The sequence below is a fragment of the Amycolatopsis nivea genome, assembly GCF_004522235.1.
Taxonomy (GTDB): Bacteria; Actinomycetota; Actinomycetes; order Mycobacteriales; family Pseudonocardiaceae; genus Amycolatopsis; species Amycolatopsis nivea.
This window is the reverse complement of the sequence record NZ_SDLT01000037.1, coordinates 55,872-69,198: the sequence shown is the minus strand read 5'-3', so window position 1 is coordinate 69,198 and position 13,327 is coordinate 55,872. Positions and strand designations below refer to the sequence as shown.

The 13,327-nt window shown below is 68.0% G+C and carries 15 protein-coding genes; 8 read left to right on the top strand and 7 right to left on the bottom strand.

Features of this window, described 5'->3' with window-relative positions; all coding sequences use genetic code 11:
• Window positions 1–190 precede the first annotated feature (190 nt).
• Both EIZ44_RS33945 and EIZ44_RS33940 read right to left on the bottom strand, forming a co-directional pair.
• Window positions 191–607, bottom strand: coding sequence for a nitroreductase/quinone reductase family protein (locus EIZ44_RS33945; protein WP_134733197.1), 417 nt, complete (start codon window positions 605–607; stop codon window positions 191–193).
• A 38-nt stretch (window positions 608–645) separates the two neighbouring features.
• A complete protein-coding gene (locus EIZ44_RS33940) occupies window positions 646–1,416 on the bottom strand; it encodes an SDR family oxidoreductase (protein WP_134733195.1) in 771 nt (256 codons plus the stop codon).
• A 134-nt stretch (window positions 1,417–1,550) separates the two neighbouring features.
• On the opposite strand from EIZ44_RS33940, the gene EIZ44_RS33935 reads away from it, so the two are divergent.
• From EIZ44_RS33935 to EIZ44_RS33925, 3 genes are all read left to right on the top strand, one after another.
• Complete coding sequence (locus EIZ44_RS33935; RefSeq protein ID WP_134733193.1) at window positions 1,551–2,171, top strand: TetR/AcrR family transcriptional regulator; 621 nt, start codon at window positions 1,551–1,553, stop codon at window positions 2,169–2,171.
• Window positions 2,172–2,327: 156 nt separating this feature from the next.
• Window positions 2,328–3,926, top strand: a complete 1,599-nt coding sequence (locus tag EIZ44_RS46010; RefSeq protein ID WP_134733192.1) for a DUF2079 domain-containing protein — start codon at window positions 2,328–2,330, stop codon at window positions 3,924–3,926.
• 76 nt (window positions 3,927–4,002) lie between these two features.
• Complete coding sequence (locus tag EIZ44_RS33925; RefSeq protein WP_134733190.1) at window positions 4,003–4,455, top strand: hypothetical protein; 453 nt, start codon at window positions 4,003–4,005, stop codon at window positions 4,453–4,455.
• Window positions 4,456–4,588: 133 nt separating this feature from the next.
• Here EIZ44_RS33925 and EIZ44_RS33920 read toward each other — a convergent pair whose 3' ends face one another.
• Window positions 4,589–5,041 (bottom strand): hypothetical protein, encoded by a 453-nt coding sequence (locus tag EIZ44_RS33920; RefSeq protein WP_134733188.1) that lies wholly within the window; start codon window positions 5,039–5,041, stop codon window positions 4,589–4,591.
• Window positions 5,042–5,171: 130 nt separating this feature from the next.
• On the opposite strand from EIZ44_RS33920, the gene EIZ44_RS33915 reads away from it, so the two are divergent.
• Window positions 5,172–5,555: a hypothetical protein gene (locus EIZ44_RS33915; protein ID WP_134733186.1), complete on the top strand. Its 384-nt coding sequence runs from the start codon at window positions 5,172–5,174 to the stop codon at window positions 5,553–5,555.
• 830 nt (window positions 5,556–6,385) lie between these two features.
• Here the strand turns inward: EIZ44_RS33915 and EIZ44_RS33910 are convergent.
• Together EIZ44_RS33910 and rlmN are read right to left on the bottom strand one after the other, a co-directional pair.
• On the bottom strand, window positions 6,386–6,661 hold the full coding sequence (locus tag EIZ44_RS33910) for a hypothetical protein (RefSeq protein ID WP_312872254.1): 276 nt from the start codon (window positions 6,659–6,661) through the stop codon (window positions 6,386–6,388).
• A 30-nt stretch (window positions 6,662–6,691) separates the two neighbouring features.
• On the bottom strand, window positions 6,692–7,798 hold the full coding sequence (gene rlmN / locus EIZ44_RS33905) for a dual-specificity RNA methyltransferase RlmN (RefSeq protein ID WP_134733182.1): 1,107 nt from the start codon (window positions 7,796–7,798) through the stop codon (window positions 6,692–6,694).
• Window positions 7,799–8,193: 395 nt separating this feature from the next.
• Here rlmN and EIZ44_RS33900 point away from each other — a divergent pair, with 395 nt between their 5' ends.
• On the top strand, window positions 8,194–8,763 hold the full coding sequence (locus EIZ44_RS33900; protein ID WP_439098632.1) for a papain-like cysteine protease family protein: 570 nt from the start codon (window positions 8,194–8,196) through the stop codon (window positions 8,761–8,763).
• 3 nt (window positions 8,764–8,766) lie between these two features.
• The gene (locus tag EIZ44_RS33895) at window positions 8,767–9,534 is read left to right on the top strand and encodes an LPXTG cell wall anchor domain-containing protein (protein WP_043827754.1); all 768 of its coding nucleotides are present in this window, start codon (window positions 8,767–8,769) and stop codon (window positions 9,532–9,534) included.
• 34 nt (window positions 9,535–9,568) lie between these two features.
• Here EIZ44_RS33895 and EIZ44_RS33890 read toward each other — a convergent pair whose 3' ends face one another.
• Window positions 9,569–9,907: a winged helix-turn-helix transcriptional regulator gene (locus EIZ44_RS33890; protein WP_134733180.1), complete on the bottom strand. Its 339-nt coding sequence runs from the start codon at window positions 9,905–9,907 to the stop codon at window positions 9,569–9,571.
• A gap of 47 nt (window positions 9,908–9,954) precedes the next feature.
• On the opposite strand from EIZ44_RS33890, the gene EIZ44_RS33885 reads away from it, so the two are divergent.
• The gene (locus EIZ44_RS33885) at window positions 9,955–10,908 is read left to right on the top strand and encodes an NAD(P)H-dependent flavin oxidoreductase (protein ID WP_134733178.1); all 954 of its coding nucleotides are present in this window, start codon (window positions 9,955–9,957) and stop codon (window positions 10,906–10,908) included.
• Here the strand turns inward: EIZ44_RS33885 and EIZ44_RS33880 are convergent.
• A complete protein-coding gene (locus EIZ44_RS33880; RefSeq protein ID WP_134733176.1) occupies window positions 10,905–11,807 on the bottom strand; it encodes a LysR family transcriptional regulator in 903 nt (300 codons plus the stop codon). The genes EIZ44_RS33885 and EIZ44_RS33880 overlap by 4 nt on opposite strands.
• A gap of 87 nt (window positions 11,808–11,894) precedes the next feature.
• Between EIZ44_RS33880 and EIZ44_RS33875 the strand changes: the two genes are divergently transcribed.
• Complete coding sequence (locus tag EIZ44_RS33875) at window positions 11,895–13,151, top strand: aspartate aminotransferase family protein (protein WP_134733174.1); 1,257 nt, start codon at window positions 11,895–11,897, stop codon at window positions 13,149–13,151.
• Window positions 13,152–13,327: the final 176 nt, after the last annotated feature.

The following is a 13,327-nucleotide window of genomic DNA, read 5'->3' as shown; positions in this document are numbered from 1 at the left end:
TCACTGCCGCCAAAGCCGAATCTCGGTGTCACGCCGTCCGCCGCATCGAGAATCCTGAACCCCGTCACAGCGGACATGTCAGCGCGTCCAGAGCATCCGGGCGCAGGCAGCACCGACTGATCGGCGAGACATATTGGACGGCGGCGGTTAGCCGTGCTGGGAACTCAGTCGCATCTCGACGGATCCGCGATCACGACCGAGCGCGGAAGCTGATGCGCATCAGCCTGCTGTCAGCCCAGTCTTCGAGCCGAGTCGGCCGGATCGTGCCAGGGTCGTGCGGCTGATTGAGATCCGCCACGATCTCCGCCAGCACGGTCTGACGTTCGGCCGGGTCGGTGACCGGCGTGGCCCGCGCGGGCAGATCCGCTCGAAGCCCGTTCTTGAGGTGGAAGGTGAAGTCGGGATGGGCGAGGAGGTTCGCGTGCCAGTCGGTCGCGGCACCGCCCGCGCCGCTGCACAGGTACGTCGCGCCCGCGGCCCGGTAGAAGAAGATCTCGATGCGGCGCGCCCGCCCGGTGCGGCGGCCCAGCGTCGTGATGTCGATGATCCGTTCCCTGGCGCCCGCAGCGGGAGTGATCTCGATGGCTCGCCGGATGTGATCGGGCAAAGACGCGTCCCGTGCGGCGTCACTCGGCCCGGCCCTGCTCACGCGGCCTCGGCCTGAAGCGCGGGGCCGAGGAGGAGCCCACCGTCGATGACGTACTCCGACCCCGTGACGAACGACGCGTCCGACGACGCGAGGAACAGCAGCAGACGGCTGACGTCGGCAGGTTCCCCGAGCCGTGGGACAGCGAACGGCTCGGGCGAGTAGAAATCGGCGATCGCCGCCGCGGCACCGGCTGCCGGTTCATGGATGAACGGAGTCGAGATCACGCCGGGATGGATGGTGTTCACGCGGATGCGGTCGCGGCCAAGCTCGAGCGCGGCCGTCTGGGTGAGACCTCGCACGGCCCACTTGCTGGCGACGTACGGCGCGTAGTGCGCTGTGCCGCCCAGGCCCATCACCGAGGCGATGTTGACGATGGCTCCCCCAGCCGCGCGGCGCAGAGCCGGGGCTGCGGCCTTGATACCGAGGAAGGTCCCGGTGAGGTTGATGTCGAGGATGCGCGACCACGTGGCCTGATCCGTGTTTTCGATTGTCGCGGGCGGATTCTGCACGCCCGCGTTGTTGACGAGGACGTTCAGCGCACCGAAAGTGTTCTCCGCGGCCAGCACAGCGGCGGACCACGAGCTCTCGTCGGCAACGTCAAGACGGACAAAGCGTGCGCGCGTCCCGAGCTCGTCGACCAGAGCGGTGCCACGTTCCGCATTGAGGCCGCCGATCACCACGTTCGCTCCCTCCGCGTGAAAGGCGCGCACGTGGTTCGAGCCCTGACCGCCGGTCACGAGCACGGTCTGATTTTCGAAGCGGGGCATCAGAGGTTCCTTCGATACGAGAGGAATGACCGGCTTCGATGAGCGACAGCCAGTGGTGAGCCGGTTGACTCACCTCTCCGAGGCTAGGTCGGCAGCAGTGGCGAGTCAAGCCACTCACCTCGTATGCTCGGCCCATGAGCAAGGTCGTGCCGACGTATCACCAGCGCGTCGCCCAGGAGAAGCGCGCGCTGATCGTGACCGCCGCGACCGCCCTGTTTCTCGAGTTGGGCTACGACCGGACGTCGCTGGCGCGGATCGCGGAGCGCTCGGGCGTTTCGCGGGCCACTTTGTTCAAGCAGTTCCCGAGCAAAGCCGCGCTGTTCGACGCCATCGTGACCGAGTCCTGGTCCGCCGCTGACGAGGCGGATCCCCCGCCGCCGGGCAACGTCGTCGACGGACTCGGCATCATCGGCCGCCGTTACGCCGAACTGCTCGGCCGCGCCCAGATGACCGACCTGTTCCGGATCGTCATCGCCGAACTGCCGCGGTTCCCCGAGCTGGCGCATGCGCAGTTCTCGCAGGGAAAGATGCCCTACTTCGAGTCCGTGCGCAGCTACCTCCTGGCCGAACACGAGGCGGGCACGGTGCGGATCGAGGACGCGGACCTCGCGGCCACCCAGTTCCTGGGCATGATCTCGAACTACGTCTTCTGGCCGACCCTCCTGGTGCCAGGCTGGGAAGTGAGCGCCGAACGCGTCGCGCAGGTAGTCGACGAGGCCGTCCGCACCATCGCCGCCCGGTACGCCGTGAGCTGATCTCGGCGTTACCTCCGGGACAGAGATCAGCAACACTCTTGTCCAGACCGCCCCGGACACGGTAAAAGCAGCAGGTCACACCGAAAAATCCGCCGCACGCAGCGGGCACGTCCGGCAGGCCGCCGACCGGGTGACTCCAGATCACTAGGAGAGGTCTTGACCGCGCTCGCTTCCCCCGCCGCCGTGCTGCCCGCCGCCCGAAGACCCCGCGTCGGAATCGCCGCCCTGGCAGCCTTCGCCGCCCTCCCCGCCGCTCTGGCGTTGTGGACCGCCCTGCACGCCCCGCGCGCACACGTCCTGCTCGACTACTGGCACGTCCTCGCGAAAATCACCGACGACCGCGGAAACCTCGTGCTGGGCCAGGTGCTCACCTACCACCTCGACCAGCCCTTCGTGATCCCCTCGCTGCTCTTCTACGCCGACGCCGCCTGGTTCGGCGGCGACAACCGCGTCCTCACCGTCCTCACCGTCGCCGGGATCGGTGCCTGCCTGTACTCGATGCTGCCTGCGTCCATGTCCCTGCACCGGAAAGCGGCACTCGCCGCCGGGATGTCGTGGCTGCTGTTCACCTCGCACCTGGCTGAGATCTGGCTGCAAGGCACCAACGGAATCAGCTGGATCCCCGCGGTCTTCTTCACCGTCCTCGCCGCCGCCCAAGCCCACCGCGGTCGCCTGTGGACCGCCGCGACCGCTGCGCTGCTCGCCAGCCTCAGCTTCGGCGCCGGACTCCCCGCGTTCTTCATCGTCGCCGCGATCTTCCTGCTCCGCCGGGAACACCGCGGCAAAACCATCGCCATGGTTGCCGCCGGGGTCGTCGTCCTCGCAGGCTGGCTGCTCACCAAACCCGCCGGCGCCCAATCGCTGGCAACCACCGCACTCGACCCCGACGGCCGCCTCTCCGTCGCCGCCGCCGCGCTCGGCAGCCTCTGGTCCGGAGACCACGCCGTCACCGCCGTCCTCGCCGGAGCCCTCACCGCCGCGCTCCTGGCCGCCTGCGGGTTTTCAGCGAAGAACGACCCACGCGCCGCCGGATGGATCGGCATCGCCGGATACGCCGCCGCCCTCGCCGTTCTCGTCGCCCTCGGCCGCACCAGCGCACTCGCCCCTGGTGGGAACATCGGCCTCATCAGCCGCTACGCCATCGCCAGTGCACTAGCTACCTCTGCGCTCCTCGCGCTCGCGACCTTCGTCCGTCCACAATGGCCGCTCACCGCCGTTGTCATCGGGATCTGCGCCATCTCCCTGACCACCCACGCCCTCGGCGGCGCCAAAGCAGACCTCACCCGCCGCGGCTACGCCCCGCTCGCCCTGGCCCCCGTCGCCCTGCGCACCGAAGCCACCAGCGTCCTGGACCAACTCCACATCCAAAGCCAAGTCATCCCCGCCGCGAAAGCCCTCGGCGCCTACCCCTTCAACCCCCACTTCACCCTCGGCTGCCACGGCCCCGAACTCGGCACCACCATCAACCCCGCCGCTGCCACCGACCTCCCCGCCGCCCACGGCGCCGTCACATCCGCTGGCGGTGCGCTCATCACCGGATGGACCGACCTGCACCCCGACTGCATCCTCACCACCAACCCCACCGGCACCGTCACGGGCGGCGGCATCACCAACCTGCCCTCCCCGGCCCCCGGCATCCCCGACGGAAACGCCTGGCAAGCCACCGCACAACCCGGCACCGGACCGATCACCGTCTACGCGGTGGTCGGCGACCGCCTCTATCGGGTGCACGAATCCGCGGGTAGCGCGAACTGAGCAAGAAAGCGAAATCGGGAGTCACGCATCGGCAATGTCGCGAACGCCCTGTGCGGCCTTTCCGATGCATAACGAGGTGAAGAACGTGAAGCTGTCGTTTTCCGGATTAGCCGCCCCGGACCTGGACGGCCGTTCGCGAACGGAAGTGTTCGTCAACGTGGAAGCCGATCTCACGGTGCTGGACGGCGGCCGGGAGGTTCTCCGGGCAGGTGCCTTCCCGGTAGTGGAACTCGCGTCAGCATTGTGTGCTTGGAAGGCGCGGCCATCGGATGACCGCGGTGATTTCACGCTCACGAGCCTGTCGCTGGAAGGCCACTGGCGGCTGCGACTGCTCCGTTCAACTGACGGTTGGCAGGTAGTAGACGACGGCCATCCCGACGCCTTCACCGGTGCGCCTCATTCCGCCGTCTTCACCGGTGCGGCCCGCTCTGCCGCTGAGGTGGACGCCGCGATCGACGAATTCACTACCCGTTTGCGGGACGACTGCCTACAACTGCTCGGCCCATGGATCGAGCAGTACTTCGACTGAGACACCAATGGCCGCTTCGGGGGCGCAAAACCGGTCACCACAATTCGCAGAATTCTGGGTTCAACAAATCTTCATCGCCCCACACCGTACCCTGTGACCTGAAAGAATCTGAAGTTGTGACCATTTAAACCAATCAAGCAAGCTCTGCGCCGACTACCCAAATTTCATACTCCTCAGTCGTCACCCCGCAAATCACCCGAGCGTCAACTGACATTGCCACAAACTCCGGTTCACCGGGATTACTCACGAGATGGCGAGCGAGAGAACGGTCTTGATCGGGGCGGACGCGCGCCCAAGGCAATCTCCCCATCGGACTGCCTGCAACACTGATCAAAAACTCCCCATCGTTCCCGAAAATTCCCAGCTCTTCCGCGACCGATTCCCAGCTTCGATCCACTTCACTTAGGTAGTCAAATTCCGAATCAGTCGCCACCCCTACAGTCGGAACAGTGTTCCCACCGATGATGATTCGCCACGCATCCATCGGAGCCGGACCGACAAAAGACGAACTCGCCTCCAACACCATAAGACCCGAGGCGCGGAGCATACCACTCCTAAGGTTTTCCGCCGAAGAATAGTCATTCATTTTAGTAGTATATAATGCTTTCCTCCGACCTGGCTGTAGCGTTCGAGTTCCGTGGATGAGTCCCATCCGAAGTTCACACCGGTGCGGGTCGAGTCAACCTTGGGCTGTCCGGCTCCTCCGGATCGTTAGCGTGCTCACCGTTAACCCTGCTCCCGCCTTCAGTTTCGAATTGCTCGCAGTTGCCGTGAGCGCCGAGGTTATTCGCATCGTATCGAGAGTCCGGCGTTCCACGGCGGGTTATGTCGTCGCCAACCATCCATACGGCGTCAGGTTGAGCACCCGCAGGCACTCCCGCACGGTCGTATGCCGCAGCTTTCGCCGCCTCGCGGCTTGGCTCTACCACGAAGGCAAGGCTTCCCGCACCGACCTCGCCCTCGATAAGACGAGCACCGCCTGCGACGGCCAATTCCCCGCCCCTGACCGCGGCACCGCCGGGGACGAACACGACCCCGACCTCGAGCACACCCTTGATGCACCCGACGACAGCGGGATCGCGGAAGCAGCCGTCCACTAAGTCCTTCGCGCCGGAGACCTCGTAGACAGTCTCCCCGAAATCCTTGAGTCCGCCCCAGATGGTCCCCCACAGGCCTTTGTCGTCGTCGGACCCACCGGTGCCTGATGCCCCGTGCTGTTTCGGCGCGGCCTGGCGGTGCCCGCCGGACGACGCGCGAGCGCCGTGGTCGGCAGGGTGCTGCTGGGCCGCCCTGCAACCGCAGCTGGGGTTGTCTGGCCTGTCGCAGCTCCAGCCGCCGATGCGGCAGGCGTCACCGCCGCCGATCGATCCGTCGGGCCGGCGGCACGCGCCGCCGGGGACGAGAGCGCCGTTTGCACTCGAAGAGGATCAGGAAGTCGGCACCCATCAACCTGAACCTGGCGGTCACGTCGATGACGTACGTGCCACCCATTCCCTCGACCGACTCAGGTGCCGGACCTGCCAGTCGACGACGTCGTAGCCCGCGGCCCTGACCAGGTCAGCGACGGCGCGCTCCTACTCGGCCGGACTCAACGCGAACGTCGGGCCAGCGGTCGGAACCGTCTTCCACCGCCATCAGATCGCCTCCGCGAGCGGACCTCGGCGTCAACTCGCGGCGCTGCCTCACTAGGCAGAGTCGTCGCTGAGCCAATGCGCGTTTCAAGCTGTCATTACGACTACACCAGGGAAGTACCGCAAGACGCCTGCACCTCAGCGAGCACCGCTAACCAAGCAACGCCCTACTCGCCTCCACCGTTTGGGACGAGCATCCCTGGACTCGATGAGCCACCACGCTTCGAAGGATCCGGAGAACACCAGCAACTCGCCGGGCACGCGGGCTGACCGCGCCCCCCAGCGGCTGACCGCAATGGTCAGCGGGCGAGCCACGGAGCGAGCAGCTTCTCCAGATCAGCATCCGACAACGCCCGCGGGCCGCCGTGGAACTCGTGCCACCGCGAAGCGTCCCGCGCCGCCGTGTAGTCCACCTCGAACGCCCGCATCAGCACGTACATGAACGTCACCGAACTGAACCGCTCACCCAACAGAGTCCGCGCCTCACGCGCCACCTCGGTCGCACCACGACCCACCACATCGGCGAGCCGCAGCTCCTCCGCAGCCGGTTCCAGCAGGCTGGGGGCATACATCACGACAGACACTCCATCATCGAAACGAACAACTCAGCCTTCAGCAGCCAACTGGCCACACGCAGCAGCAATGTCCTGACCGCGGGTGTCTCGCACCGTGCACGCCACCCCACCGGCGTTCACCAGCCGCACGAACTCGCGCTCCACCGGCTTCGGCGAGGCATCCCACTTCGAACCCGGCGTCGGATTCAACGGAATGACATTGACATGCACCAACTGGCCCAAATGCTTCCGCAGCCGCTTCGCCAGCAACTCCGCCCGCCACGGCTGATCATTGATATCCCGGATCAACGCGTACTCGATCGACACCCGACGGCCGGAAGTGTCCGCGTAATACCGGGCGGCCGAAAGAACCTCGTCCACCGACCACCGATTGTTGACAGGAACGAGAGTGTCCCGCAGCTCATCGTCCGGCGTGTGCAAGGAAACCGCCAAACGAACCTGCATCCGCTCGTCCGCCAGCTTCCGAATCGCCGGAGCAAGACCCACCGTCGACACCGTCACCGAACGCTGGCCAATACCCAGACCACCCGGCGCAGGATCCGTGATCCGACGCACCGCAGCCACCACACGCTTGTAGTTCGCCAGCGGCTCGCCCATGCCCATGAAGACGATGTTCGACAGACGCCCCGGGCCGCCGGGCATGGAGCCGTCTCGCATGACCGCGGCGGCGTCGCGGACCTGGTCCACGATTTCCGCGGTCGAGAGGTTGCGGTCGAGGCCGCCCTGGCCGGTCGCGCAGAACGGGCACGCCATGCCGCAGCCGGCCTGGCTCGAGATGCACAGCGTGGCGCGGTCCGGGTAGCGCATGAGCACGCTTTCCAGCAGCGTCCCGTCGTGCGCGCGCCACAGGGTCTTGCGGGTCGCACCGCCGTCCGCGGCCAGTGCGCGGACCTCGGTGAGCAGCGGCGGCATCAGGTCGGCGACGAGCTTCTCGCGCGAGGCCGCCGGGATGTCGGTCATCTCCGCCGGGTCGACGGTGAGCCGCGAAAAGTAGTGGTTCGACAACTGCTTGGCGCGGAACGCCTTCTCCCCCAGTTCGACGACCGCCTCCGCTCGCTCGGCCACCGTGAGGTCGGCGAGATGGCGCGGCGGCAGGCCGCGCTTGGGCGCGTCGAAAACAAGAGGGAGGGCAGTCATGACCGATCAAGTGTCTCATACGCGCGAATCCGGCGCTCCGCCCCCTCGCGGGCGGCGGGCGAACCGGGTCAGCGGGCGGCCTCGGCGCGATCCGGCCGCCGGGTCGCCGGAACGGCGGCCGACGAAGGACGGGCGGGATTCAACGGAAAAACACCCTACGAAAGTCGGATTGCCGAATGCTTTCCGGGATGAATTCCCTTATAGTCGACGCCGGGCGCACAAATAATCGACCGGCGTAGAAATATCCGGCGCGGCACTTCGGCAACGGAATACCCCCGTTAGTCGGTAGTCGCCGCAAACTTCGCGCGCGTACCGTTCGCGGCGCATCTCCCCTTCCCCACCGGTCCGGAATTCCCCGGACCGGCCGGGCTTCCCCGTTGGAGGATCCCGTGAAAGTGCGTTCTTCGATTCTGCGCGCAATAGCGGCGGTCGCGACCGCCGCGGCCGCCGCGCTCGCCGTTCCCGCCGCCGCGGACGCGGGCGAAACGAACATCTCGATGCAGGCCCAGCAGAAAGACCAGTGGTGCTGGGACGCCAGCGGCAACACGATCGCCGCGTACTGGGGCTATTCCCTTACCCAGACCCGGTTCTGCCAGATCGCGCACAACGAGTCCGGCAGCGACTGCGCGAACAACCAGGGCTATCTCAGCGACCAGCAAAGAGTTTTCCGCTACCTCGGGTTCCGCAGCGTCGGCTCCTACAATTCCAACGGCTACCGGCTCTCCTTCTCCGGCATCAAGAACCAGATCGACGCCGGGCAGCCCATCGGCACCCGGATCGGCTGGACGTCCGGCGGTGGCCACATGCACGTCCTCTACGGCTACGACGACTCCAACGGCCGCAGCATCGTCGAATACGGCGACCCGTGGCCGTCGAACAACCGCTACAACTCGATGAACTACAGCTCCTACGTCTCCAACAACCAATTCGCCTGGACCCACACCGTCTACGGAATGGTGGGCTGACTCATGCTGCGAACCATCCTCCGCACCGCTGTCGCATCGGGAGCCATCGCTGCCGCCGTGTTCGCCGCGAACCCGGCGTCCGCCGCGCAGTCGCCGACCGGACCGTCCTCCTCGGACACCGCGGCGATCTCCGGTCTGCTCGCCAGCCCGGACACCGCCGCCCGTCTCGCGCACACCAAGTTCCCCGGCGCGGCCCCGGCGGCCGCGCACGCCACTCGGGCCGCGGCTGACGCCAACACCCAGATCCCGGTCTACGAACCGACCGCGGCGTTCATCAATGGCGAATCCGACGTCCCGGCCGCCCTCGCGTACGTCGCGTCTCCGGCCCACCTCGCCGACGGGCGCGCCGCGACCGTGTGGGCGCAGCCGAGCAAGGCCGGATGGCAGGTCATCAACGTCGCTTCCGGCAACGACGAACAGGTCCACGCGGCGGCCGCGCACGGCGGCTATCTGCTGCACGAACCGCAGGTCAACGCCTGGTACTCGGTCAACGGCGACACCGTGACCGTCCTCGACGGCGCGGTCTCCGGCGTCCCGGCAGGCACCCGCGTCACCTTGGCGGACTACCGGGCCGAGCTGCAGAAGCGCTACGGCGACAAGCTGCCCGGCTCGACGTATGACAAGACCGGCGCGGGCGGCGGTTATGCCGTCACCGCCCCGAACACCGGCGGGGACGGAAGCCCGGCCACCGCGCTCGCCATCGGCGGGGCGGCCGCGGCAGCCGCGGGCGGCGCGTTCCTCCTGCGCCGCCGTTCCCAGCACAGCAAGTGATCCGTCGGCGGCAGGGGTCCGCCCCTGCCGCCGATCACTCGCCGCCGTCGAACGACGCGGCCCACCGATCCGCCCACGACACGAGCGGCCGCAGCGCGTCGAACGCCTCGCGGCCCAGCGTCGTCAGCGCGTAATGCGATTCGCCGGTCTGGTGCACCAAACCAGCCTCGCCGAGTTCGACCAGGCGTTGCCGCAGCACGCTCGAAGACATCCCGTCGCACCGTTGCTGCAACGCGCGAAACCCGAGCGTGCCGACCTGCAGCTCCCACACGATCCGCAGGCACCACCGCCGCCCGAAGAGGTCGAGCGCGGCCATCAGCGGACGGCCGGTCGTGGAGCCCCGGACCGGCTGTCCCGGCTTCGGCGTCGCCATCCGAATCTCCTTGTGCTTCGATTTCCGAAACACTAACATCGGCCGCCATGATTCGATTTCCGAAGCAGGTCTGCGCCGCGCTCGGCATCGACGTGCCGATCGCACAGGCCCCGATCGGCTCCGCCTCGACCCCGGCGCTCGCCGCGGCGGTCTCGAACGCGGGCGGCCTGGGGACCCTCGCGCTCACCTGGACCGACCCGGACGAGGCGGTCCGCCGGATCCGCGAGGTGCGCCGCCGCACCGACCGTCCGTTCGCAGTCAACCTCGTGCTCGACTTCCCGATCGACGACGTCCTCGACGCCTGCCTCGCCGAAGATGTCCCGATCATCTCGACGTTCTGGGGCGACCCCGCCAAGGTCGCCGCCTGCGCGAAGGACACGCGGCTGATCCACACCGTGGGCTCGGTCGCCGAAGCACGACAGGCGGCGGAAGCAGGCGTCGACGTCGTGGTCGCGCAAGGCTGGGAAGCGGGCGGACACGTCCGCGGCCAAGCGTCGACCCTCGTGCTGGTGCCCGCCGTCGTGGACGCGGTCGGTCCGATTCCTGTGCTCGCCGCAGGCGGAATCGCCGACCGCCGCGGGCTCGCCGCAGTACTCGCCCTCGGCGCGCAAGGCGGCTGGCTGGGCACCCGATTTCTGACCGCGACCGAAGCGGCGACCCACGATTCCTACCGCGAAGCCGTGCTCGCCGCGGAACTCGAGGACGCCGTCCACACCCGCTGCTTCGACGGCGGATGGCCCGACGCGCCGCACCGCGTGTTGCGCAATTCGACGCTCACGCAATGGGAAGCGGCAGGCCAACCGCGCGCGGACCGCCCCGGCGAAGGCGACGTCGTAGCAACGGATGCGGCCGGAAACCCATGGCAGCGCTACGACGACATGATTCCCGTGCCAGGCATGACCGGAGACCTCGAAGCCTTGGCACGCTACGCCGGACAAGCCGCGGGGTTGGTCCAAAACGTCGCTCCGGCCGCGCAAATCATGGCGGACCTCGTCGGCTAAACCTGTTCCACCGCCGCCGGAAGCTCGACCGGTTGCTGCAGCGCGTCGAGCACCGCGTTCACCGCCGCCCGTCGCGGCGATCCGCGCCGGGTGACCGCGACGATCGTGCGCGTCACCGGCGTCGACAGCGCTTTCGTCGCGACCCGGTACCGCGGATCCACCGCCAGCCCGGGCAGCAACGCGATCGACAGCCCGGCCTCGACGTGCTGCAACGTCATCAGGTAATTGCTGAACCGGCACACCGCGCGCGGCTCGAAGCCCGATTCGCGGCAGAGCCGCAGCGTCAGAGTCGCCATGTAGGACTGGGGAATGTCGAGCGCCCACGGTTCGCCCGCGTAGTCCGCGAGCACCGCCGGCCCGGGCGGCTCCGGCCGGTCGAGCGCGGTGACCAGCACGATCGGATCGGTCGCCAGCCGGATGATCTCGAGGTCGGGACCGAGGGGCAGGTCGACGAAATCGGTGGTGGTGATGATGACGTCGCTGTCGCCCGCGCGCAGCGCCGGGACGCTTTCGTGCGGTTCCCGTTCCGCCAGTTCGGTTTCCAGCCGCGGATAAGCCCGCGCGAGACGGGTCGCGGCGGGCACGGCGAAGGTGTGGATCGCGCTCTGGAACGCGCCGATCCGCACCAGCCCGGCCGGTTCGTCGCCGCGCAGTTCGGCCTCGACCGCGTCGAGATGGTCGAGGATCGCCCGCGCCTGCCGGGCCAGTTTCTCCCCGGCTGGTGTCAGCCGGACGCGGCGGCCGGTGCGTTCCAGCAGCCGGGTGCGGGTTTCGGTCTCCAGCAGCGCGAGCTGATGCGACACCGTGGAGGCGCTGAGGTTCACGTCCTGCGCGACCGCGCGAACGGTGCCCAGCACGGCGAGCCGGCTCAGCAGCCGCAGCCGCCACGGGTTCAACATGCCCCCATCGTTGTTCGACGCCATCGCACAGGCAAGCGGAAACTGTGAGATGGACGCGGCGCTCGGTCCGGCCCTACCGTCGAAGCCATGGCCACCGACACCTTCTGGTCCGACGTAGACCGGCACCTCGTCCGCTATGCCGGCCCCGGCTCGTTCACCGGCGAAATCATCGACCGCGCCGAGGGCAGTTTTGTCTTCACCGAGGACGGACGGCGCATCCTCGACTTCACGTCCGGGCAGATGAGCGCGATCCTCGGGCACGCGCATCCGGAGATCGTCGAGACCGTCCGGAAGCAGGCCGCGAAGCTCGACCACCTGTTCAGCGGGATGCTGAGCCGTCCGGTGGTCGACCTTGCCCGGCGGCTCGCGGAAACGCTGCCAGCCCCGCTGGAGAAGGCGCTGCTGCTCACCACCGGCGCCGAGTCCAACGAGGCCGCGCTGCGGATGGCCAAACTGGTGACCGGCAAGCACGAGGTCGTCTCGTTCGCCCGGTCCTGGCACGGGATGACGCAGGCCGCGGCGAGCGCCACCTACAGCGCGGGCCGCAAGGGTTACGGTCCCGGCGCGCCGGGCAACTTCGCCATCCCGGTGCCCGGTGCGGACTGGGAGCACCAGCTGGACCTCGCGTTCGACCTGATCGACGCGCAGTCGGTCGGCAGCCTCGCCGCGTGCCTGGTGGAGCCGATCCTCAGCTCCGGCGGGATCCTCGTTCCCCCACCGGGTTATTTCCAGGCGCTGCAACGGAAATGCCGGGAACGCGGCATGCTGCTGATCCTCGACGAAGCACAGACCGGGTTGTGCCGCACCGGAACCTGGTACGCCTTCGAGCACGACGGCGTGGTCCCGGACATCCTCACGGTGTCCAAGACGCTCGGCGCCGGACTGCCGCTGGCCGCGGTGCTGACGAGCGCGGAAATCGAGCAGGAAGCGCACGAACGCGGGTACCTGTTCTTCACCACGCACGTCTCGGACCCGCTTCCCGCCGCGGTCGGGAACACGGTGCTGGACGTCCTGATCCGCGACCGTCTCGACGAACGCGCCCGCGACCTCGGCACCCGGCTGCGCACCGGATTGGACGAAATCGCGTCGCGGCACGAGGCAGTCGGCGAGATCCGCGGCCGAGGCCTCCTCGCCGGACTGGAACTGAGCGGCGGCGGCCCGGACGCGGACAAACTCGGCGCGCGCGTGACGCAGCGCTGCCTCGAACTCGGGCTGCACATGAACATCGTGCAGTTGCCGGGGATGGGCGGGGTGTTCCGGATCGCGCCGCCGCTGACCGCCGCCGACAGCGAGATCGACCTCGGACTGTCCATTCTGGACGAGGCGATCGGGGACGTCTCGTAGCTCAGCGCGGAACGCGGCCCGCGACGGCGGTCGCCGCCTTCTTGGCGAGGTCGCAGGTGTCCACGGCGACGGTCACCAACTCGCGGATCGTCACCGCGAGGACGACCCCGTAGCCGCTGCCCTGGCACCAGCTGGCCGACGGTCTTGGGCGCGGTACCGCTCCCGTGGCTGAGTTC

Coding starts and splice junctions, on each gene's coding strand:
- EIZ44_RS33935 (WP_134733193.1), top strand. CDS start 1,551: ATGAGCAAGGTCGTGCCGACGTATCACCAGCGCGTCGCCCAGGAGAAG.
- EIZ44_RS33940 (WP_134733195.1), bottom strand. CDS start 1,416: ATGCCCCGCTTCGAAAATCAGACCGTGCTCGTGACCGGCGGTCAGGGC.
- EIZ44_RS33890 (WP_134733180.1), bottom strand. CDS start 9,907: ATGGCGACGCCGAAGCCGGGACAGCCGGTCCGGGGCTCCACGACCGGC.
- EIZ44_RS33880 (WP_134733176.1), bottom strand. CDS start 11,807: ATGTTGAACCCGTGGCGGCTGCGGCTGCTGAGCCGGCTCGCCGTGCTG.
- EIZ44_RS33875 (WP_134733174.1), top strand. CDS start 11,895: ATGGCCACCGACACCTTCTGGTCCGACGTAGACCGGCACCTCGTCCGC.
- EIZ44_RS33885 (WP_134733178.1), top strand. CDS start 9,955: ATGATTCGATTTCCGAAGCAGGTCTGCGCCGCGCTCGGCATCGACGTG.
- EIZ44_RS33895 (WP_043827754.1), top strand. CDS start 8,767: ATGCTGCGAACCATCCTCCGCACCGCTGTCGCATCGGGAGCCATCGCT.
- rlmN (WP_134733182.1), bottom strand. CDS start 7,798: ATGACTGCCCTCCCTCTTGTTTTCGACGCGCCCAAGCGCGGCCTGCCG.
- EIZ44_RS33920 (WP_134733188.1), bottom strand. CDS start 5,041: ATGAATGACTATTCTTCGGCGGAAAACCTTAGGAGTGGTATGCTCCGC.